20 protein-coding genes are annotated in these 21711 nt (G+C 30.2%); 17 read left to right on the top strand and 3 right to left on the bottom strand.

Features of this window, described 5'->3' with window-relative positions; all coding sequences use genetic code 11:
- Positions 1–11: 11 nt before the first annotated feature.
- The 14 genes from B5X81_RS14400 (at position 12) to B5X81_RS14335 (ending at position 15142) form a co-directional block, all read left to right on the top strand.
- Complete coding sequence (locus B5X81_RS14400; RefSeq protein ID WP_079492655.1) at positions 12–1028, top strand: 3-oxoacyl-ACP synthase III family protein; 1017 nt, start codon at positions 12–14, stop codon at positions 1026–1028.
- Positions 1029–1069: 41 nt separating this feature from the next.
- Entirely contained in the window at positions 1070–1486 is a 417-nt protein-coding gene (locus B5X81_RS14395; protein ID WP_079492653.1) for an SCP2 sterol-binding domain-containing protein, read from the top strand.
- 31 nt (positions 1487–1517) lie between these two features.
- Positions 1518–2555 carry a 3-oxoacyl-ACP synthase III family protein gene (locus tag B5X81_RS14390; protein ID WP_079492652.1) on the top strand — a complete coding sequence of 346 codons (1038 nt, stop codon included), beginning with the start codon at positions 1518–1520 and terminating at the stop codon, positions 2553–2555.
- A 16-nt stretch (positions 2556–2571) separates the two neighbouring features.
- Positions 2572–3603: a 3-oxoacyl-ACP synthase III family protein gene (locus B5X81_RS14385; RefSeq protein ID WP_170917432.1), complete on the top strand. Its 1032-nt coding sequence runs from the start codon at positions 2572–2574 to the stop codon at positions 3601–3603.
- Between the two features lie 16 nt (positions 3604–3619).
- Complete coding sequence (locus B5X81_RS14380) at positions 3620–4648, top strand: 3-oxoacyl-ACP synthase III family protein (RefSeq protein ID WP_079492649.1); 1029 nt, start codon at positions 3620–3622, stop codon at positions 4646–4648.
- Position 4649: 1 nt separating this feature from the next.
- Positions 4650–5681 (top strand): 3-oxoacyl-ACP synthase, encoded by a 1032-nt coding sequence (locus B5X81_RS14375; RefSeq protein WP_079492647.1) that lies wholly within the window; start codon positions 4650–4652, stop codon positions 5679–5681.
- 179 nt (positions 5682–5860) lie between these two features.
- Positions 5861–6493 (top strand): TetR/AcrR family transcriptional regulator, encoded by a 633-nt coding sequence (locus B5X81_RS14370; protein ID WP_079492646.1) that lies wholly within the window; start codon positions 5861–5863, stop codon positions 6491–6493.
- Positions 6493–7347 (top strand): ABC transporter ATP-binding protein, encoded by an 855-nt coding sequence (locus B5X81_RS14365; protein WP_079492644.1) that lies wholly within the window; start codon positions 6493–6495, stop codon positions 7345–7347. The genes B5X81_RS14370 and B5X81_RS14365 overlap by 1 nt, the downstream gene beginning before the upstream one ends.
- A complete protein-coding gene (locus B5X81_RS14360; RefSeq protein WP_079492643.1) occupies positions 7348–8403 on the top strand; it encodes an ABC transporter permease in 1056 nt (351 codons plus the stop codon). It abuts the gene before it with no gap.
- Positions 8404–8421: 18 nt separating this feature from the next.
- On the top strand, positions 8422–9420 hold the full coding sequence (locus B5X81_RS14355) for an ABC transporter permease (protein WP_079492641.1): 999 nt from the start codon (positions 8422–8424) through the stop codon (positions 9418–9420).
- Between the two features lie 341 nt (positions 9421–9761).
- Positions 9762–10247, top strand: coding sequence for a PH domain-containing protein (locus tag B5X81_RS14350; protein WP_079492640.1), 486 nt, complete (start codon positions 9762–9764; stop codon positions 10245–10247).
- A gap of 160 nt (positions 10248–10407) precedes the next feature.
- Entirely contained in the window at positions 10408–11634 is a 1227-nt protein-coding gene (locus tag B5X81_RS14345) for a PH domain-containing protein (protein ID WP_139380345.1), read from the top strand.
- A gap of 316 nt (positions 11635–11950) precedes the next feature.
- A complete protein-coding gene (locus tag B5X81_RS14340) occupies positions 11951–13345 on the top strand; it encodes an aldehyde dehydrogenase (protein WP_079492637.1) in 1395 nt (464 codons plus the stop codon).
- Between the two features lie 111 nt (positions 13346–13456).
- Positions 13457–15142 (top strand): ABC1 kinase family protein, encoded by a 1686-nt coding sequence (locus B5X81_RS14335; protein WP_079492635.1) that lies wholly within the window; start codon positions 13457–13459, stop codon positions 15140–15142.
- 199 nt (positions 15143–15341) lie between these two features.
- On the opposite strand, the gene B5X81_RS14330 is transcribed toward B5X81_RS14335, so the two are convergent.
- The 3 genes from B5X81_RS14330 to B5X81_RS14320 all read right to left on the bottom strand — a co-directional run bounded on the left by B5X81_RS14330 (position 15342) and on the right by B5X81_RS14320 (position 17609).
- Positions 15342–16064, bottom strand: coding sequence for an amino acid ABC transporter ATP-binding protein (locus B5X81_RS14330; RefSeq protein ID WP_079492634.1), 723 nt, complete (start codon positions 16062–16064; stop codon positions 15342–15344).
- Entirely contained in the window at positions 16057–16731 is a 675-nt protein-coding gene (locus B5X81_RS14325; protein ID WP_244282107.1) for an amino acid ABC transporter permease, read from the bottom strand. Before B5X81_RS14325 ends, B5X81_RS14330 begins: the two co-directional genes overlap by 8 nt.
- Positions 16732–16811: 80 nt before the next feature.
- Positions 16812–17609, bottom strand: a complete 798-nt coding sequence (locus tag B5X81_RS14320) for a transporter substrate-binding domain-containing protein (protein ID WP_079492632.1) — start codon at positions 17607–17609, stop codon at positions 16812–16814.
- 250 nt (positions 17610–17859) lie between these two features.
- Here B5X81_RS14320 and B5X81_RS14315 point away from each other — a divergent pair, with 250 nt between their 5' ends.
- The 3 genes from B5X81_RS14315 to B5X81_RS14305 all read left to right on the top strand — a co-directional run bounded on the left by B5X81_RS14315 (position 17860) and on the right by B5X81_RS14305 (position 21606).
- Positions 17860–18762 (top strand): MBL fold metallo-hydrolase, encoded by a 903-nt coding sequence (locus B5X81_RS14315; RefSeq protein ID WP_079492631.1) that lies wholly within the window; start codon positions 17860–17862, stop codon positions 18760–18762.
- Positions 18763–19108: 346 nt separating this feature from the next.
- Positions 19109–20083: an SIS domain-containing protein gene (locus B5X81_RS14310; protein ID WP_079492629.1), complete on the top strand. Its 975-nt coding sequence runs from the start codon at positions 19109–19111 to the stop codon at positions 20081–20083.
- 236 nt (positions 20084–20319) lie between these two features.
- Positions 20320–21606 carry an ABC transporter substrate-binding protein gene (locus tag B5X81_RS14305; protein ID WP_079492628.1) on the top strand — a complete coding sequence of 429 codons (1287 nt, stop codon included), beginning with the start codon at positions 20320–20322 and terminating at the stop codon, positions 21604–21606.
- Positions 21607–21711: the final 105 nt, after the last annotated feature.

Below are 21711 nucleotides of genomic sequence, written 5' to 3'. Positions count from 1 at the left end.
GGGTTGAAAAAATGAATTATTCTTCTGTAGGTATTCAAGGAGTAGGCTATTCAGTTCCAGAGAGAAGAGTTACAAATGAGGATATTGAGAAAATGACAGGATTAGATAAGGAAAAAGTAAAGTTTTTTACAGGACTAGAAGAACGAAGGTGGGCCAATGATAAAGAAGCATTTTCGACCTTTGGCGTTTCAGCTGCAAAGGAGGCATTAGAAGATGCTAAAGTAGATCCTAAAGATGTTAATTTATTGATTGTAGCAACTGGATCAGGAGATTTTTTTAGTCCAGCTATAGGATGTCTTATACAGCATGAAGTAGGATTAGAAAATGCTTTTGTACTAAATTTAAATCAGGCTTGTGCAGCACCTAATTACGCCTTAGCAACAGCAATTAGATTTATTATAGATGGTACGTATAATAAGGCACTTGTTATTTGTGGAGATGTAACAACAAGGATGTTAAATCCCAATGAAAATTTGTTTGTGGGAGCAATTGGAGATGGAGCTAGTGCAGTAGTTTTAGGTAAATTGAAAGATGGAAAAAAAGGTTTTATATCTGAGCATTTTGACTCAGATGGGAAGTATTATTATGGGTCAGGATTATTTAATAATGGATCTAGAGTCCCTAGGGAAGAATTAGGGGAAGGCAAAAACTATTTCATTACAAGGGATGAGATAGCAGGAATAATTTTACCTAATGTAATTAAATGGTTTAAAACCTGCCTAAATGAATGTTTAGCAAAAGCTAATCTTAAACAAGAGGATATTGATTTTATTTCTCCGCATCCAGCAGCTCTATCTCAGATAATAGCACAGTTACAATCAATAAAAGAAGATTTGAGCAAGACACATATTGTTACAGACTTATACGGACACAGTGGAGGTGGTACATCCTTTATTGTTCTAAAGGAAGCACTGAAACTTGGAAAATTAGAACCTGGGGACATAGTCTATAATTTTGGTAACGGTGCAGGTTTTCAGTGGGGAGGAATGATATTTCGTTGGTGTGACAAGAATGATTTTCTTTATTAATATAGTTTAGGAATAATATTTTGGAGAGGAGAGAAATAATTATGGAGAATATTACTTGTGAAGGAAAAACATACAAAAATGCTAAAGAAATGTGGAAGGTTATAAGAACAATGATAACTGAACTTAATATTGAACAGCAAAAACAAAAATTTTTACCTTATGATATGGAATTAAAAGTTGGATATAAAATGGATGATATAAATTTTAATCATACTGTAGTTATTGAAAATGGGAGCATAAAGGCTGATGAAGGAATAAAAGAATGTGTAGATGTAATAATAAGTGTTTCAAGTCAAACTTTTCATGATATGAATGTAGGAAAGCTTAATCCTATGAAAGCTTTAACATCATCCCTTTTGGAATTTGAGAAAGGAGATATAAATCAAATACTATTGGCAGGTAATATGCCTACAATGCTTTATTATAGGAAAGCATGTGAAGTTCATGGTATAGCTTAATATTAGCAATATTAGAGAATGGAGGAGAATTATGATTACTAATTTAGCAAAATCTAAGGAATATGGCGTAGGAATTAGAGGTGTGGGGTATTATGTTCCAGAACAAGTTATAACAAATCATGATTTAGCAAAAGAGGTGGATACATCTGATGAATGGATAAGAACACGAATAGGGGTAAAAGAGAGGAGACGAGCAGCAAATAGCGAGTGTTTGTCGGATTTAGCAACAGAAGCTGGAAAAAAAGCTATAGAAAATGCTGGATTAAGTCCAGAAGATATAGATCTTATAATTTTAACAAGAGTTGATCCAGACCATATTGACCCAGCTACTTCTTTTTTAGTACAAGATAAGCTTAAAGCTAAGAATGCTGCTGCTTTTGATACTGTGGTAGGTGGATGCCCGGGAAGTGTATATGCAATGGCAATTGGAGCAAATTTTGTGGCAACAGGCGGATGTAAAAACGTACTAGTTATAGGAGGGGACGTTTTAAGTAGAAATATACTTAACTGGAAGGATAGAGCAACCTGTTGTTTCTTTGGGGATGGGGCAGGAGCAATGGTATTGAGTAGGGTTAAAAAGGGTAAAGGATTACAGTCGTATTTGCTTGAAGTAGATGGTTCAAAATATGACACTTGCATAATACCTGCTGGTGGTGTGGCTATGCCAATAACAGAGGAGAATGTAGATGATAAATCTGCAAGATATTTAAATATGGATAATGGTGCAGTTTGGAACTTTGCAACAACTGTATTTCCAGATAGTATAGCTAAAGTAGTACAGGAAGTAGGATTAGAAAATAAAGATATAGACATGGTTATTGCACATCAAGCAAATATCAATATCATAAGGACATCTCTTGAGAAATTAGGATTAAGCATGGAAAAGACCCATACCACTATCGAAAAGTATGGAAATACTGGAGGAGCATCTCCATTTATTACACTTACTGAAGCGGTTGAATTAGATAAAATTAAACCAGGAGATAATGTAGCTTTTGTATCCTTTGGAGCTGGTTTGGCTTGGGCAGGAATGTTAGTACAGTGGAATGCTAAGGAGGACTTCATATAAAAAGGGGAGAAAGAACATGGGGATTTATCAGGGCATAGGTATAGCAAGTACTGCTTCATATTCACCAGAAAAAATTATACGGGTTGAAGATATAAAAAAGGAATATGGTTTTACAGATGAATATTGTAAAAGAATAGGTATTGAACAACTACATGCTGCAGAGGATGAATATCCTACAGATATGGCTGTGAAAGCAGCTAAACAAGCTATAATAAAAGCAGATATAGATCCAGAGGAAATAGACTTAGTACTATATTCATATGGTGCATTTCCAGAGTATTTTGTTTGGCCAGAGTTTGCGAAAATACAATATGAGTTAGGAGCCAAAAATGCTACAGCCTTGAGAATTGATCAAGGATGTAATGCACAAATAATTTCTTTAGAATATGCATGTGCCAAGATTAAAGCAAACCCTCATATTAATAATGTGCTGATTGTTTCAGCGGATGTTTTTATAGAACCAATTATAAATAGGTGGACAAATGCTGATGCTTGTTTTTTTGGTGATGGTGCAAGTGCTGCAATTGTAAAAAGAGGTGTAAGGGATAATAGAATAGTTGGAATTAGAAACATGACTGACGGAGAATTGAACTATCTATGGAAGATTCCTGTGGGTGGAACAAAGGAACCATTAGAAAGTAAGCATATAGGGGAAAATTTATTTAGGATAGATATGAACAAATTGGCTATGGAATATCTAAAGGACGATGAAAAGAGGAAAGCAGTAGCCAAAAGGATGGTTAATACTAATTTACAAACCTTAAATAAGCTTTTGAGAAAAGTTAATAAAAAAAAGAATCAAATAGACAAAATGATAGTATACAATGTTGGTAAATATATTATAGAGAATATTTGTCAAGCTATGGAAATAGAAATAAATCAAACATCATGGAATATTACTAAAAAATATGCACATATGGGACCAGTAGATATATTTTTTAATTTAGACAAGATGTTGCAAAAAGGACAGATTAATTGTGGTGAGTTAGTAATTCTATTTAGTGCTGGTACTGGTTTTAGCACTGCAAGTGCTGCTATTGAGTTTTAAGGAAGGATGATAACATATGGATAAGGTTGGTATTAGAGCCACAGGACGATATGTGCCAAAGCATTTCATCTTGACAAAAGATATAATAAAAAAAGAAGGACTTACGGATAAAGAAGTAAAATCAATTGCTACTAACAGAGTTTTTGAAGCTAGAGATGAAGAACCTACAGATATGGCAGTAAAGGCAGCGAATAAAACTATACAAAAAGCGAATATTTCACCAGGTGATATAGATGTTTTAGTGTATTCAGCTACAAATAGTGACTATATCAGATGGGCTGATGCAGCAAGAATTCAATATGATATTGGAGCAGAAAATTGTTATGCATTTAGAATGGAACAAGGATGTTGTGGCTCTATGGCAGGAATTGATTATGCATATAGTAGATTAAAGACAGATAAGGATATAACAAATATTTTGGTTGTTTGTGGAGATAAGTTTAGCAAGCCCGTTTTTAATAAGTGGAAATCTGCTTCAGCTAATTATTATAGTGACGGAGCAAGTGCTGCACTAATAAGTAGAAAAAATATAAAATTTGATATTCTAGGAAGTTATAGTATAACAGATGGCAGTTTTAATCGTTTATGGAAAATTCCAGTAGGTGGACTTGTTGAACCAGCAACTGAAAGAAATGTTCAAGCTGGACAATATGTGCTGGATTGTAAAAAAACAGCTAGGGAATATTTAAGTTATGATGAGAAAAGGGAAGAACTTTATAATATTTTAGTTAAAAATAACAAAAAGGTTATGTTGGAATTATTTAATAGACTCAATTGTTCAATTGATGATGTGGACAAAGTTGTTTTATACAATGTGGGAAAGCATGTATTGGATAAAATAATATCGATTTTAAATATAGAAGAGTCTAAAACATCTACGTATATATCATATGAACATGGTCATATGGGTCCTGTGGATATATTATTTAATCTAGACAAAATGGTTGAAGATAATAAATTTGACGTGAATGATAAAGTACTGTTGTTTAGTGCAGGATATGGTTTTTCATGGGCAACCTCTCTTCTAGAATATAGGGGGAATTAGAATGAATAAATCAGAAACTATTTGTGGGATAGTTGGATTTGGTTTATATATTCCTAAAGAACGAATAACAGCAAAGGATTTAGAAGAAAAATCAGGGATTCCAGAAAATATTATTATGAACAAATTAGGTGTGAAGCAAAAAGTTCTTGGTTCTAAAGAAGATCATTGTTTAACTATGACAATAAAGGCTGTAAGAGAATGTCTTAATAATACAAGAGTTAATCCAGAGGAAATTGACTTAGTTATTTTTAATGGTGAAGAGTATAAAGAGTATATTTGCTGGACAGCAGGGCCAAAGATTCAAAAGGAAATCGGGGCTGTTAATGCATGGAGCTTTGATATATCCTATAGATGTGCATCGACTCCTTTGGCTCTAAAACTGGCTAAGGATATTATGACAACAAATAAAGATATTAATACTATTTTGATAGCTGGAGGAAATACCATATCCTATTTAGTTGATGAGAGTGATAAAAATTCTTCTTTTTTATTACCTTTAGCACCTGGAGCTTGTGCAATTATATTAAAGAGAAACTACAAGTATAATAATGTCTTAGAGACTAGTATTATTACTGAATCAACTTTTGCTGATGATGTTATTGCTAGTCATAATGGTACTATTGATCCTAGAAATCCATGTACAAATTTTTGTGATAATAATATGTGGAAACTAAGAATTCCAGATATGGAAAGATTTAAAAAGGACTTAAGAGATAAATCTATTCCTGGTTTTTTAAAAGTAGCTAGAGCGGCATTGAAAAATAGTAATATAAAAATGGAGGATCTCGATTATGTTGCTATGGTTCATGTGAAAAAATCATCTTATAAATATATATTAAAAGAATTAGGTGTTAATGAAACTCAATCTATTTATTTAGATGAATATGGTCATTTAGGTCATGTGGACCCCGTGCTATTAATAAAGTTAGGAATTGACAACCAAAAAATAAAAAATGGAAGTAATATATTACTTTTAACAGGAGGACTTGGGTATAGCTTTGCAGCAACAATGGTAAGATGGGGGAACACATAACAAAAGTAAAAAGTAATCTTTTATGTTTTTCAAAAATAAATGTACATTTTATGAAATGATAAATACTTTTAAAGTATATTACTATTGACAAAGATTAAAATTGAACATATAATGTGACTATGAAGTCATATGACTTCATAGTCACATTATTTGCGTTTTAATATATAGGAGGAAATAAATTGCCAAAACAAACTTTTTTTAATTTATCTGAGGAAAAAAGAGAAAAAATATTAAATACTGCAATAGATGAATTTGCAAAGTACTATTATCACAAGGCCAGCATTACCAGAATTGTTAATAATACGGGAATAGCAAAGGGAAGTTTTTATCAGTATTTTGAAGATAAAAAGGATTTATTCAAGTATGTCATTGAAAGAATTGGGAGAAGAAAAATAGAATATTTATATCCAGTAATCAAAGATTTTGATAAATATGATTTTTTTGATTTAGTAAGAATGCTCTATGTTCAAGGAGCTAAATTTGCAGTAGAAAATCCAAGGTTTCAAAAAATAGGAGATTATTTTGTTAAAGATACAGATACTAAATTAAAAGAAGAGATATTAGGTGAAAATATACCTAAAAGCAATGAAATATTTATTCAATTAATTAAAAAAGGAATAGAAAAAGGAGATATTAATCCAAATATCGATATTAATTTGACAGCAACCATAATAACAAGTTTGAGCATTGAAATAGGGGAATACTTTGTAAAGGAGATGAAAGTTAAAGATAATACTGAAATTATGCCGTTGATAGATAAGATGTTATATATTTTGAAAAATGGAATAAAAAATAGAAGGGAAGATGTATAATGATTAAGGTAAAAAAACTTTATCATTCTTATACAAAAGATGAAAACTATGCAGTAAAAGATATTAGCTTTGAAGTAAAAAGGGGAGAAATATTTGGTTTTTTAGGACCCAGTGGTGCTGGTAAATCAACTACACAAAAGATTCTTATAGGTTTATTAGAACTACAAAAAGGTCAAGTGAATATCAATGGTCACGATATTAAAACTCCAAAGGATGAATTGTTTAATATAATAGGTGTATCCTTTGAAGCTCCTAATGTTTATAAAAAATTAAGTGGCCTGGAAAATCTAAACTTTTATAAAAAAATGTTTTCAGTAAAAACACAGGATTCTATGGAGCTTTTAAGAATGGTGGGGCTTGAAGAAGCTGCCCATAAAAAAGCTGGAGGGTATTCTAAGGGGATGCTCCAAAGACTTGTTTTTGCAAGATCAATGATAAACAATCCTAAAATATGGTTTTTAGATGAACCTACGGCAGGTCTTGACCCAAATACTACAAGTGATATAAAAAAAATCATAAAAAAGAAAAATGATGAGGGAACAACTATTTTTTTAACTACCCATAATATGTATATAGCTGAAGAGCTTTGTGATAGAGTTGCTTTTATTAATGAAGGTGAGATTGAGCTTATAGATTCTCCAAGAAATTTGAAATTAAAATATGGGAAAAAACTTATTAAAGTAGAGTACAAAGAAGAGAGAAAATTAAAGAAAGAAAGCTTTTCTATGATAAAGGATACTGATAAAGAAAAATTAAACGGACTTATAAATACTGGTAAAATTGAAACCATGCATTCCCAGGAAGCAACTCTTGAGGAAATATTTATTAATGTTACCGGGAGGGGGCTTAAATAAATGACTAAAAGATTATTTGCATTAGTAAAAAAAGATATAGTTTCAGGGTATAGAAATTATTTTTTTTTAGTAGTCATGGTAGTGGCAGTGATTTTTGCATTGATAGTCAATTTTGCAATTCCAAAGGATTTAGATATAAAACCTAGTGTTTATTATAATATAGAATATGAAGGAGAAAATAAGGAAATTTTTGAAAAAGTAATGATGAAAACAGCCAGTAAGCATAATAATGTATATAAGATGAATTCACAGGATGATATAGTTGAAAATATGGAAAAGAATTTTAATAGTATAGGAATAATAATAAAAGAATATAGAGGAAAGCCAACAGTAGAGCTTATTATGCAGGGGTATGAAAATAGAGAGGTAATTAATTCTTTGATATTATCTTTAAAAGACGATATAGATAATATGGTACGTGAAGATTTAAAAATAAATACTATATTTCTAAATAAAGAAATAGATCAGGAAAAAGTCCCCTTTAATAAGAATGTGCTTCCAATATTTTTAACTATGGAGCCTACTATGTTAGGTTTAACAATAATTGCTGCGTTTATATTTATGGAGAAGGATGAGGGAACAATAAAGGCGTATAAAGTTTCTCCAGGTAGGATATCTGAATATCTTGCTTCAAAAATAATTTTAATGATAATTTTAGGGCTAATTTCTACAATAATTAGTACCTTTTTAGTAGTTGGGTTTGAAGCTGATTATTTTAATCTAATACTTATTGTAATTGTAGGGAGTGTTTTTGCATCAGGTCTAGGGCTTATAATTTCCAGTTTCTTTAATAATATTTCGGAATCTATGATATGGATAATATTTACTAGTATTGTCTTGCTAATACCCTTTGCCTCGTATTTTGTACCAAGCTTTGCACCAATCTATATAAGAATATTACCTACTTATTTATTACAGTTTGCTATAAGAGAAGCGGTGTTTCCATCAGGAAATATAAGTCTTATATATTCGACTATAGGAACCTTTGCAGTACTTTCAATCATAAACTATATAGTTGCTATATTTGCTTATAAAAGAAACTTGACAAGAGGTTAGGGAAAGGGAGGGGCTTAAATGAGAAGAATAATTTCAATTTTTAGAAGAGATATTACCAGCAGCACAAGAGATTTTCTTATCATGTATATGATTATTGCACCTATATTATTGGCTGTGGGTCTAAGGTTTTTCATCCCCAGTGCCACATCAGCTTCATTACAATTTGCATTAGATGATGAGCTGGGAACAAAAGTTATAGAAGAATTTGAAAAATATGGATCAGTAGAATTATATTCATCTATAGATGAAATAAAAAATAGAGTTGATAAGATAGACGATATAGCAGGAATAATTAAAGGTGATAGTGGCGAAATTCAAATGATTCTTGAAGGAAATGAATCCCATGATACAAAGGAAATACCACGGAAGATAATTCGGGATATAGTTATGGATGAAAAGCTAGATGTAAATTATCACGTTAATGACATAGGTATTAAAATGTCACCAATAACGTGGATAGGAAGTATAACTTTAATAATAATTGCCGTTACCCTTGGTGGGCTTCTTATTGGCCTTAATATTATAGAAGAAAAGGAATCTATGACCATTAAGGCTATGAACGTATCACCTGTAGGACGACTTGAATTTATAATAGGAAAAAGTATTATAGGTATAGTTATACCTATAATTAATGTATTTGCAATACTTTGGATTTTGAATATGCTATATATAAATTTATCAATGGTGCTAGTAATGACTATAGTTAGCTCTATGATAGGGGTTGTTATTGGATTTTTAATAGGTGTTATAAGTCCAAATCAAATAGCTGGTATTGCCAATATGAAGATACTATTTTTTATTGTTGGAATTCCTATTGTTGGAGGTATATTATTACCTCAGAGTAAGCATTTTCTCTTGTATTGGGCACCAACCTATTGGTCCTTTATAGGGTTTAAGGGATTATTATTGGAATCTATTACATGGAATCAGTTATGGATTTATTCAATATGGATACTTGCTTTGACATTTTTTCTATTTATGATATTCAAAAATAAGATAAGGAAGGGATTAGCTTAAGTTAACCTGTTGTGCTAGTAAATCAAATAATTTATTACAAAATACAATTTAGGAAATATTAAAACTCCTGATATAGGAACTAGAACAACGAGTTAATTTAAGCAGGGATATATGTTGATTAAGTAGTGGGCAGCTATTGGAATTATAATCGTTACCATAATAAGATATATGATTTTGAAAATGTGGACGCTTCTATGAGGCGTCCATGACTTTATACCTAAACCTAATATCTTTTTAGTCTCACAGGTTAGTCTCACAGATTTTTTAAAATATTTACAAGATATAATAGAAGTTGTATAATGAAACTTGTTTATATTTTTCTAATCTTTAGGAGGACAATCATGAAGTATGACAAAATAAATAAAAATGCAGTAAAATCATGGTATATAGATAGAATTATATTTATTATAATATTTGCACCTATCTATTGGGGAGTGGTATACAAACTATTAATACCGAAGTTTAGACATATTAGTTTTTTGAAATATGGACTTGATTTATTTACTATTGTAATTGGAGTATATTTAATGTTAAATACTTTTTTGTTTCCTATAATTGAATATAGGGAGTGGAGATATAAAATAACAGAAGATAAAATTGAAATGATTTATGGAATGATTATTAGAAGAAAAATTATTATTCCAATTTCAAGAATACAGCATTTGGATATAGAGCAGGGATTTATTTATCGAAGATTTGGACTGGCTTCTTTAAATATAAATACAGCTGGAGCTTCCCATGAATTGCCTGCTTTAACTTTAGCAGAAGCAGAAGAAATATCAGAAAAACTGAAGGATAGAATAGAAAAGAGTGATACAATTGAATAAAGTTGAAAGAAACCATATAATAAAGCTAATTTCTTCAATAGCTAAATTTATTATAAAAAATTTTTTGTTCATAATAATTATATTAAAACCCCTATATACAGAATTTGGTATCTATAAGTCCCTCTTATTTGGAAGTATTATTATCTTAGTAGTTTCAATTATGTATTTTATAGACTGGCATAACACTATATTTTATTTTGAAGAAAATTCTATTTCTTATAAAAAAGGGACTATTAATGTAAAAAAAAGAGAAATACCTTTTAATAAAATAAATACTGTAGATATATCTCAAAGTATGATACAAAAACTGTTGGATGTATATCAAATAAAAATAGATACTGGGAGTGTTATTGAGGAAAAAAGTGAGATAGTTCTTCTATTGGAAAGCAGCAGAGCATCGGAGATAAGGAATTTATTATTGGAAAAGAATACCGATAATATTGATGAGGATACTACTAATGAATATACACTAAGTAGTAAAGATTTATTAATATATACTTTAACTTCAAATGTTATTTTAAGTGGAATGGGTATTATTTTTGTTATTATTAATTTTATTGATGATTATATAAATGAATTTTTAAATATTAATTTAATAGATAGAATAATACCATCTGACAACGCTGTTTTCAAAATGGTTTTGATTTTTATTTTATTTGTTATTTTTAGCATTTTTATAGCAATAATCAGAAATTATATTAAATATGATGGATTTAGAGTATATATTGAAAATGATAAATTGAATATAAAATATGGCATGTGTAATAAGAAAAATTATTCATTTCAAAGAAAAAAGATTAAAGGAATTCATATAAAGCAGAATTTTATTATGCAGAAGTTAAATTTAAGAACAATTGAAGTTGAAAGTATAGGTTATGGAGATGAAGAAGGAGAAAAGGCAATTTTATATCCAATTTGTACAGAAAAATTACAAAAAAATATTATAGAGGATTTGATGCCAGAATTTAGCTTTAAGGGGACAATTAATAAACCACCAAAAAATTCAATTTTTAGATTTATGATAAAGAAATTGATTTTTGCATTTATTATTATCTGTTTTTTAGTTTATAAATTTTCTTATGGTTATTTAAGTATTTTATTAATACCATTTGTACTTGTGGTTGGGTTTTTAGAATATAAAAATACTGCTATGGGAATGAGTGAAAATTTAGTGTATATGTGTTGTAATGGATTTAATAGAAATCAATCAATAATAAAGATGAGTGCTGTACAATCCTTTGAAGTTTCTGAGACTTATTTTCAAAAACTAAAGGGCCTTTCTAATTATAAAATCAATATATTCGGTAATCAGTTTGGAAATAGTATCAAGGTATGTAATTTAAGCTATAGGTTTTATGAAAAATTAGCAGTAGATAAATTCATGTAAATGATATGATGTATTATTGGGTCAAACTAAACTCTAAATTTTATTTTAAATTTTAAAGTGTATAGTTTAGTTTGACCCGATTTTTATTTGCCTACCATTTTGATTTTTTATATAAATCTATTATTTAGAAAAGAAAAAAGGGATATAATTAATATAAGGGTCTTTAATTTTAGAAATAAATTGTATAGTTACTTTTTGCGAAAATTATCTATTATATCTAGGTTTAAAATTTCTAAAAGATCACTATATATATTATTCAATTGTTCCAAATTTAAATTATGTAATTATCTCAATTCATTAGAAAGTGGGGTTATCTATGGAAAAGGTAGATAAAGATAAAGGATTTGAGATTTTAAATAATATGAAGAAATATTATTACAGCGGTGAAACAAGAAGTGCTGAATTTAGAATAGAACAATTAAAAAAATTAAAGGAATTAATAATTAAATATGAATATGAAATAATTGAAGCTATAAGAATTGATCTAGGGAGACATGAATTGGAAACCTATGAAGTTGAAATTGGATTTCTATTAAATAGTATTTCATACATGATGAAACATCTTAAAAGGTGGATGACTCCTAAAAAAGTAAAAACCCCAATTCATCAGTTTGGGGCAAGAAGCTATATAAAACCACAGCCTTATGGTCTTGTATTGATTATTGGTCCTTTTAATTATCCTTTTAGTCTTTTAATTGAGCCTATGATAGGAGCCATTGCTGCTGGAAACTGCGTTCTTCTTAAACCATCAGAGCAAACACCTAATGTATCCAGTCTAATAAAGAAAATAATAGAAGCAAATTTTAAAAGGGAATATATTGGAGTAGTTGAGGGAGGAGCGGAGATAATTACTCCTTTAATTCACATGCCCTTTGATTATATTTTTTTTACTGGAAGTCCATCTATTGGAAAAATTATTATGAAGGCTGCCAGTAAGAATTTAATACCAGTAACCTTAGAACTAGGTGGTAAAAGTCCTTGTATTGTAGATAAAGATGTAAATATTAAAATTGCATCGAAGAGAATTGCTTGGGGCAAATTTTTCAATGCAGGGCAAACTTGCATTGCTCCGGATTATGTATTAATTCATGAATCTATACATGATGAATTTTTAGAGGAGCTGAAAAAAACAATAAAAGAATTTTATGGAAACGATGTCTTTTTATCGAAATCCTTTGGAAGAATTGTAAATGAAAGACATACTAAAAGAATTATAGCAATAATAGAAAATGATAAAGATAAAATCCTATTTGGAGGGAAATATAATATAGAGGAAAATTATATTGAACCTACAGTTATTGATAAAGTTACTTGGAAGGATGAATCAATGAAAGAGGAAATATTTGGACCGGTTCTTCCAGTAATGACCTTTACTGATATAGACAAAGTTATTACAATGATAAATGAAAGACCTAAACCTTTGGCAATCTATATTTTTGCTGAGAATAAATCAGTACAAAGAAAAGTTATTGAAAATACAAGTTCGGGGGGAGCTTGTATAAATGATACCTTAAGTCATTTTTCAAATCATCATTTACCCTTTGGAGGAGTTGGAAACTCAGGTATGGGTTCCTATCGTGGGAAAATGAGCTTCAAAACATTTTCTCATATGAAGGGCGTGCTTAATAAATCAACAAAAATAAATATGAAACAGATATTTCCACCTTATTCAAATTCAAATTTAAATATAATCAAGAAAATTTTAAGATGAGAAATATTGGTTAAATTTTGCTAAAAAGGGTATAGTATAAAGCAATATTTAGAACTTCTATAAGAATATTCTTAGTCTAAATAATTTATTATTAGGTTGTGATTAAGATTGATGTCAATTAATCGATATAAACATATTAGACGATATAAGGAAATCGCTAGGGTATTTGTAAAACATGGCTTTGGAACGGTTTTAGATCAATTGGGTATTTTAAAGTATCTAGATATAAAAAAGAAGACAAATAAGAAAGAAGATAAATATATAAAAAAATCAATTGGTGAGAGACTTAGATTAGCATTGGAAGAGCTAGGGCCAAGCTTTATAAAGCTTGGTCAAATAATAAGTACAAGACAAGATTTACTAAGTGAAGATATAATAAAAGAATTGGAGAAACTCCATGAATCAGCTTTACCTTTCTCCTTTGAAGAAGCTAAAGAATGTATTGAATATGAATTAGGCGAAAACCTGGAAGAAATTTTTATTGAGTTTGATGAAAAACCTTTAGCAGCAGCTTCTATAAGTCAAGTGCATTTGGCAAAACTAAAAAGTGGAAAACAAGTTGTAGTAAAGATACAAAGACCAAGGATAGAAATAAAGATTGAAGAGGATATGAAGATACTCAAGGATTTAGCTTGGTTTATTGATACCCATACAAAGTATGGAAAATTATATGAATTTAGTACTATGGTTAAAGAATTTCATAATACATTGAGGAAAGAATTAGATTTTAGAATTGAAGGGGAATATACAGAAAAGTTTAAAGAAAATTTAGCATCAAATAGAAAAATTGTTATACCATCTGTATATTGGGAGTGTACTACTAGATCCATATTAACTTTAGAATATATAGAAGGTATAAGTTTAAGTAATTTTGAAGAATTAAAGGATAAAAAGGTTGACCTTAAACTTATTGCCAGAATAATTTCAAAATCAATATTTGAACAGATATTAAGGGATGGTCTTTATCACGGAGACCCTCATCCAGGAAATATTAAAGCTTTATCAGATAATAAAATTGCTTTTTTAGATTTTGGTATGGTTGGAACTTTAAAAGAGGAGAGGAAAAGACAGTTTTTAAAAATATTGTTGGGAATTGCTTTTAAAAATAGTAAGCTCATAGTAGATGCTGTAATGGATTTAGGATCCATGACAAGACGTTCCGATGCTAAAAAGCTGGAATTTGAAATAGATAAATTAAGAGACGAATACATAGAGCTTCCATTAAAGGAAATAAAGCTAACAGAAATTTTCAATAAAATTTTTGACTTATCATTTAAATATAATATTAAGATACCAAATGAATTTACAATGCTTGTAAAAACCTTAGCCACAATGGAAGGGGTTGTTGAAAAGCTTGATCCTGAGCTAAATGTATTGGAAATTGCCCAACCCATTGCTAAGAAGCTTATGTTTAGGCTATTTTCTCCAGAAACAGTTAAAGATTATATAAAGGAAGGAATATTTGATTATGGGAATTTAGTAAAGGAATTTCCCGAGCTTTTACTCAATTTTTTTAGAAAAATGGAAGATGAAGATTATACTTTAAACTTTCGATTTAAAAGTACCAAAGAAATTCTAAAACGCTTTGATAAAATAAGTAATAAAATCTCCTTTAGTATTGCACTTCTTTCTTTAAGTATTATTATAGCAGGATTTATAATAGGTTTTGGTATGGCAGCCACTGTGGAAACAGAAGCATATATATTTAATTTATCTATTCTAAAAATTGGATTAGTAGCTGCTGTATTGATGTATCTATGGTTAATATTCTCAATATTTAAAACTGGAAGGTTTTAAATATAAAAAATATTGTAAAAAATCGCTTAAGGATAAGGAAAATTATTTAATAATTTAATAAAGGTATTCATATATCTGTTCAAGCCATTCATGATTTGGGAAGTAAACTTTAGTTAGTATATGAGAAAAGAGTTTTTTTATGCTGAAGGGTCAGGTATCATAACACAATAAGTCATGATACCTGACCAACATATCTTAATTACAATATTTTACTTAAAAATTCCTTAGTTCTTTTGTTTTTGGGGTTGTTAAATATTTCATCGGAAACACCTTCTTCAGCAATAATTCCATTGTCCATGAAAATAATTCTGTCCGCCACTTCCCTTGCGAAGCCCATTTCATGGGTAACGATAACCATGGTCATTCCTTCATGGGCCAGCTCTTTCATTACATCAAGGACTTCTCCCACCATTTCTGGATCAAGGGCCGAGGTAGGTTCGTCAAAAAGCATAACATCTGGTTTCATGGCTAAAGCCCTAGCTATGGCAATTCTTTGTTTTTGACCTCCTGAAAGCTGCGAAGGATAATTATAGGCCTTATCCTTTAAGCCTATTCTTTCTAATAAATTAAAAGCTATTTCTTTACTGGCTTCCTTTGATATATTTTTTGTTTTAATTGGTGCTAGGGTAATATTGTCTAAAATATTCATATGGGGAAAAAGATTGAATTGTTGAAATACCATCCCCATTTTTTGTCTAATGACATTAATATCATTTTTTCCATTATTTATATTTATTCCTTCAAAAAAAATATTTCCCTTTGTAGGGTTTTCCAATAGATTTAAGCATCTTAAGAATGTGCTTTTTCCAGAACCGCTGGGACCTATTATAACAACAACTTCCCCCTTTTTAATATGATTATCTATGCCATTTAGTACCTTAAGGCTATTAAAGCTTTTATGAAGTCCTTCAACTTTAATCATTGATTCCGAACCTCCTTTCAACAAATGCTACTAACTTAGATATAATAAAGGTTAATGATAAATAAATTAATCCAGCACCAATGAGAAACTGTGCATATTGATAAAATTTAGCTCCTAAAATTCTAGCAGAGTTCATAAGCTCCCTTGCTCCAATTGCAGAGACTAAGGAAGTATCCTTCAAAAGCACAATTAATTCATTTCCAAAGGCCGGTACTACCCTGTAAAAGGCTTGAGGTAATATAATATATCTCATTGCCTGAGCATTGGATAACCCTAGAGAACGTGCAGCTTCCATTTGCCCCTTGTCGATGGATTGAATACCAGCCCGTACAATTTCGGCCATATAGGCTCCACTATTTATTCCAATACCTATGATTCCAGATAAAACAGGATCTGGAGATATGGAGTTTCCTGTAATTCCTTTAAAAAGTTGAGGGACAGCAACGTAAATGAAAATAATTTGTAAAAGCATTGGTGTTCCCCTGATTATCGTTACATATATACTGGAAATCCCATTAATAATAGGATTTTTAGAAAGTCTTGCCATACCTGCAATAGTACCTAAAATAAATCCAATAATTGCAGCTCCAAAGGCCATTTCAATTGTAATAATAGTTCCTTTTAATAGAAATTCTTTATATTCCCAAACTTTTAAAATTCCTTGCAAAATTATTCCTCCTTAACATCAAAATAAATTAGGGGCAATTTTAACGGCCCCTAATTTATTTTGATGATTTATAAAAGTATTTATTCAACGCCCCAAGCCTTTTTAAATTCATCAATTTTACCACTTTCTTTAATTTCATTAATTGCTTCATTAATGGCTTTTGTTAAATCATCATTACCTTTTTTAGTGATAACTGCGGTTTCCTCATAGGAAAGAGGCTCACCAATAATTGTATAGGAACTATCATTTGCTACATAATCCTTTGCTACACTAACATCTGCAACTACAGCTTTAGCTGTTCCATTTTTTACCATTATGAATCCCATATTAAAATCGTCAAGGGATACAACTTCAGCCCCTTCTATTTTATTAGCAGCCTGTTCACATGTACTACCCATTCCTGCTGTAACCTTTTCACCATTAAGGTCTTCTACACTTTCAATTCCTGAATCAGTAGTAGTTACAACAACTTGACCGCCTACTAAATAAGGTTCAGACATATCTACATTTTCCTTACGTTCCTCTGTAACAGAGAAGCCAGAGATGCCAACATCAACTTGACCGCTTTGAACAGCTGTAACTATTGTTTCAAAGCTCATTTGTTTTAGTTCAAGATCTACTCCAAGCTTTGCGGCAATTTCATTTGCTAGGTCAATATCAAAACCAACAATATTCCCTTTTTCATCGATTGTTTCAAAGGGTGGATAATCTGGACTGGTTCCTACTACAATAACACCCTTTTCTTGAATTTTTTCAAGGACTGTTTGTTCCTTTGATTCATTATTATCAGCTGTATTGCTGCTACCACAGCCGATTAGTGAAAATACTGTCATAAGTATAAGAATAACACCTATAATTTGATTTAATTTTTTATTCATATCTTTATTCCCCTTTCATTTTCCAACTAGAGACATTATACAGGATTATGAATAAATATGCAAGAGTATTTAATATAATTTTAAAAAGAAAATTTTAAAAATTTAATAATATGGTATAATAAATTTTAAATTAATTTAACTTGCCCTATATTAAAGCTTTCTAAGTTATATTTAGAAGCAAAAAAATTGATTTGCTAGCACAACAGGTTAATTTAGAAAAATGTAATAGCTTTATGAAAGGAAGGATAAAATGACAGCTGAAATAAATAACTCTGTTCAACCAAAAAATTGGTTTGAAGGTATTCCAAGGGAGTCATATAAAAACTTTGAGAAAGTGGATATTTCAAGTGATTGGTTTGAAGTTTATAGGCTTCCCCATGATGTTTATGCAATTTATGAATCAAAGCATTTTCAAGAAGTAATTTCATTTTTAATTATAGGAGAAAAAATATGTATTCTTTTGGATACGGGTATGGGCATTGGAAACATAAAAGAAGTTGTAGACCAGCTTACTAATAAAGAAGTTCGTGTTGTCAATAGCCATTGTCATTTTGACCATGTGGGAGATAATAATAAATTTTCTCATGTTTATATTTATGAAGATGAGAAAGCCTTGGCTAGATTAAGGATAGGATATACTAAAGATGAACTAAAGGAGCATCTTGACCCCTATTTAATAAATGAAGGGCTTCCCAATAACTTTGATTCTAAAAATTATTGTATTGAACCAATAGAACCATATTCACTAAAAGATAAAGAAATTCTAGATTTAGGAAATCGTAAATTGGAAGTGCTTTATACTCCAGGACATTCTCCTGACAGTATTATGTTATTAGACAGGCAAAATAAAATATTATTTACTGGAGATACATTTTATCCTGCTGCTCTTTATGCCCATTTTGACGGTGATTTTTACGGAGATTCGAATTTTAAAACGTATTTAAATACCATGAAAAGGGTAGCAAAACTTGTTCCGGATTTAGAACTCCTTTATTGTTCCCATAATGAGCCGGTAGTGAAACCAAGTATTATATATAAGGTTGTAGAAGCCTTTGAAGAAATAATCAATGGCTCATCAGATTATAAAATTGTTGATGAAAAGTTTAGAGAATATAGTTTTGAAGGTTTTTCTATTATTATAAAAGATGTATAGCAATCATTAAAAATTAACTTTTGTGTTAGTCTTAATATGAAAAGGGATTTAATATCTTTTTGATTATAAAATAAACTCTGGTTTTGAATAATTAGATGAGAAATTTTATAAAAGGGTCAGATATTATAAAACAATATGTTGTTTTGTAATATCTGACCCTTTTATTTATAAGGCTTTTGTATAGATTTAATGAAAAAATTAAGTATTTAAATAGGATTTATACTATTGATACAATTGAAAATTTTTAGAATATTTTATTGACATAAAGAAGGATGTTGTATAGAATAATATTAATACGTTATATAACGTATTAATATTATTCTATACAACACTAGGAGGTTTTTTTATGAAAAAAGAACATGTAAAGCAGTTAGAAGAGGCAATTAAGGCAGTTAAGGAAATTGATGTAAAGAAATTTTATTTTGTGGCTTGTGGAGGGTCTATGGCATTATTGCAGCCAGCACATTACATATTTGATAGAGAAATAGATATTTCTGCTGCTATTTACTCGTCAAATGAATTCATTCATCGTAATCCTAAAATACTTGGAAAAGATACTGTTGTAATTTTGTGCTCACATTCTGGGAATACACCAGAAACAGTAAGAGCAGCTGAATTTGCACGGGAAAAAGGTGCTGTAACAATAGCCTTTTCAAACCTTGAAGAATCTCCACTTTTAAAAGCAGCTGAATATGGAATTACTTATGATTATGGAAAAGAAGCTTTAGCCTCTGAAAGCAATAATGGGATGCTATATCGCTTGGTATTTGGTATACTAAATTCATTGGCACCAAAGGAAAAATATGCTCGTGCTCTTAAGTGTGTAGATAATCTTCAAGGAGTATATGATCGCAATAAATCTAATACTAAAGGTGCAGCTTCTGAGTTTGGGAAAAAATATAAGAGAGAAAAGCTCGTTTATACATTAGGAAGTGGTGCATATTATGGTGTTGCATATTCCTTTACTAGCTGCTTATTAATGGAAATGTTATGGATAAATTCAAATGCAATTCACTCAGGAGAATATTTTCATGGTCCCTTTGAAATTACAGATTATGATGTTCCATTTATAATAATTAAAGGCTTAGGTGAGACAAGACCCCTTGATGAAAGAACCCATGCATTTTGTCAGAAATTTAGTGAAAAGGTAGTTGTTATTGATGCTGAAACCTTTGATATGGAAGGAATAGATAAAGACTTAAGAGGATATTTTGGCCCTTTGGTTGCAGGAGTTGTTCTTCGTCAATATGCTGATCATATTTCAGAGCATAAGGGACATCCTCTATCAGTTCGTCGTTATATGTGGAAGATGGAATATTAAGATAAAGATAAATAACTTCAAGGTTTAATAAATTTCAAATAAAAAATGTAGAACCCTTCATTATTTTCTTTGAAATTTATTTTAAATGTTAATGTTGATTATCTATAATAATTTATAAAATTTTAAATTATAGGATCAGTTTGGAAATGAAGTTTTATTTAATTGAAGAAATTGCATAACTCTAATTTGGCAAAATTGCAAATTTAATTTTTCTGTAATAAAAGGAGGAGTAACTTATGAAACGTATACTGACACTAGTTTTGAGTCTTGTGATATTAATATCATTGACAGCTTGTGGAGGAGGTTCAGACAATCAAACTGATCAAACAGGTTCAAGTGAAGGGGATGTGACTGTAATTAATTTTTTTCACCGATGGCCTAATGAACCTAAAAATACATTTTTTAATGAGTTAGTTGCAGAATTTGAAAAGCAGCATCCTAACGTTAAGATAAAAATGGATAAAGTTTTGAATGATCCATATAAGGAAAAGCTTCGTGTTCTTGTATCATCAGACGATCTTCCTGATGTCTTTGTTTCTTGGTCAGACTCATTTGCTAAAAATATTGTATCTTCTGGAAAGGTAAAAGCAATTGATTATCTTTATAAAGAGGATTCCCAGTGGGCTGAAGGTATTATGGAAACTCAAATAAAACCATTCCAGTTTAATGGTAAGACCTATGGAGCACCCCTAACAATAGATGGAAAAGCATTTTTCTATAATAAGGATGTTTTTTCAAAGTATGATTTGAAAGTACCTACTACATTTGAAGAATTGATAGATATACTTGAGAAATTAAAAACAAATGGATATGAAAGCCCGATTATTGAAGGTTTATCAGATTCATGGGCTATATCCCACTATTTAGGAACAATGAATCAACGTATGATGGATCCTGAAGTTATTAATAAAGATTATAATCCTCAAACATGTGAGTTTACTGACCTGGGATATATTAAGGTTTTAGAGAGATTCAAAACATTGACAGATTACATGGGTACAGTTGCTACTGCAATAGATCATGAGACTGCACGTAATATGTTTGCTTCCGGTGAAGTGCCAATAGTGTATATGCAATTTGCTGAAATAAAAATGGTTGAAGATGCTGGTGATATAAATTTTGGATTCTTTGACTTTCCTAAATTTAAAGATGGAAAGGGAAATCCTACAGCCCTTACAGGAGCACCAGAAGGTTTTATGCTTGGTATAAATGCTCCACAGGAAGCAGAAGAGTTTTTGAAATTTATAATTTCAAAAGAGAATGCCTTTAAATTCACAAAAGAATGTGGACAATTTACGGCCCTTAAAGAAGCTGTTACAGAAGAAAATGCAACAAAGCAGGGCTTAGAAGCCTATAAAGTGATCATGAATGCTTCTGAAACTGCACCTTGGCTAGATAATGCTGTGAATATTAGAGTGGCAGATGCTTTTATGCGGGGAGGACAGTCTTTGGTAATTGGAGAAATGACTCCTGAGGAAGTAATGGAAAATGTACAAAAGGAAGCAGCCAAGCTTAGTGAATAATTCAGTATTAATTTAATAAATATGATGGGAAAGGGGAGACTTATCTCCCCCATTAATACTTATTATTTTTAATCAATATTTTCTGAATTAATATTAAGTCCATGG

It is taken from the genome of Maledivibacter halophilus, from assembly GCF_900167445.1.
Classification (GTDB): domain Bacteria; phylum Bacillota; class Clostridia; order Peptostreptococcales; family Caminicellaceae; genus Maledivibacter; species Maledivibacter halophilus.
Note: the sequence above shows the minus strand (reverse complement) of the source record. Positions and strands in the feature narration are given on the sequence as shown.

Bases quoted from the DNA above. Each gene is read 5' to 3' on its own strand.
- B5X81_RS14400 (WP_079492655.1), top strand. From the start codon at position 12: ATGAATTATTCTTCTGTAGGTATTCAAGGAGTAGGCTATTCAGTTCCA.
- B5X81_RS14395 (WP_079492653.1), top strand. From the start codon at position 1,070: ATGGAGAATATTACTTGTGAAGGAAAAACATACAAAAATGCTAAAGAA.
- B5X81_RS14390 (WP_079492652.1), top strand. From the start codon at position 1,518: ATGATTACTAATTTAGCAAAATCTAAGGAATATGGCGTAGGAATTAGA.
- B5X81_RS14385 (WP_170917432.1), top strand. From the start codon at position 2,572: ATGGGGATTTATCAGGGCATAGGTATAGCAAGTACTGCTTCATATTCA.
- B5X81_RS14380 (WP_079492649.1), top strand. From the start codon at position 3,620: ATGGATAAGGTTGGTATTAGAGCCACAGGACGATATGTGCCAAAGCAT.
- B5X81_RS14375 (WP_079492647.1), top strand. From the start codon at position 4,650: ATGAATAAATCAGAAACTATTTGTGGGATAGTTGGATTTGGTTTATAT.
- B5X81_RS14365 (WP_079492644.1), top strand. From the start codon at position 6,493: ATGATTAAGGTAAAAAAACTTTATCATTCTTATACAAAAGATGAAAAC.
- B5X81_RS14360 (WP_079492643.1), top strand. From the start codon at position 7,348: ATGACTAAAAGATTATTTGCATTAGTAAAAAAAGATATAGTTTCAGGG.
- B5X81_RS14355 (WP_079492641.1), top strand. From the start codon at position 8,422: ATGAGAAGAATAATTTCAATTTTTAGAAGAGATATTACCAGCAGCACA.
- B5X81_RS14350 (WP_079492640.1), top strand. From the start codon at position 9,762: ATGAAGTATGACAAAATAAATAAAAATGCAGTAAAATCATGGTATATA.
- B5X81_RS14345 (WP_139380345.1), top strand. From the start codon at position 10,408: ATGTATTTTATAGACTGGCATAACACTATATTTTATTTTGAAGAAAAT.
- B5X81_RS14340 (WP_079492637.1), top strand. From the start codon at position 11,951: ATGGAAAAGGTAGATAAAGATAAAGGATTTGAGATTTTAAATAATATG.
- B5X81_RS14335 (WP_079492635.1), top strand. From the start codon at position 13,457: ATGTCAATTAATCGATATAAACATATTAGACGATATAAGGAAATCGCT.
- B5X81_RS14330 (WP_079492634.1), bottom strand. From the start codon at position 16,064: ATGATTAAAGTTGAAGGACTTCATAAAAGCTTTAATAGCCTTAAGGTA.
- B5X81_RS14320 (WP_079492632.1), bottom strand. From the start codon at position 17,609: ATGAATAAAAAATTAAATCAAATTATAGGTGTTATTCTTATACTTATG.
- B5X81_RS14315 (WP_079492631.1), top strand. From the start codon at position 17,860: ATGACAGCTGAAATAAATAACTCTGTTCAACCAAAAAATTGGTTTGAA.
- B5X81_RS14310 (WP_079492629.1), top strand. From the start codon at position 19,109: ATGAAAAAAGAACATGTAAAGCAGTTAGAAGAGGCAATTAAGGCAGTT.
- B5X81_RS14305 (WP_079492628.1), top strand. From the start codon at position 20,320: ATGAAACGTATACTGACACTAGTTTTGAGTCTTGTGATATTAATATCA.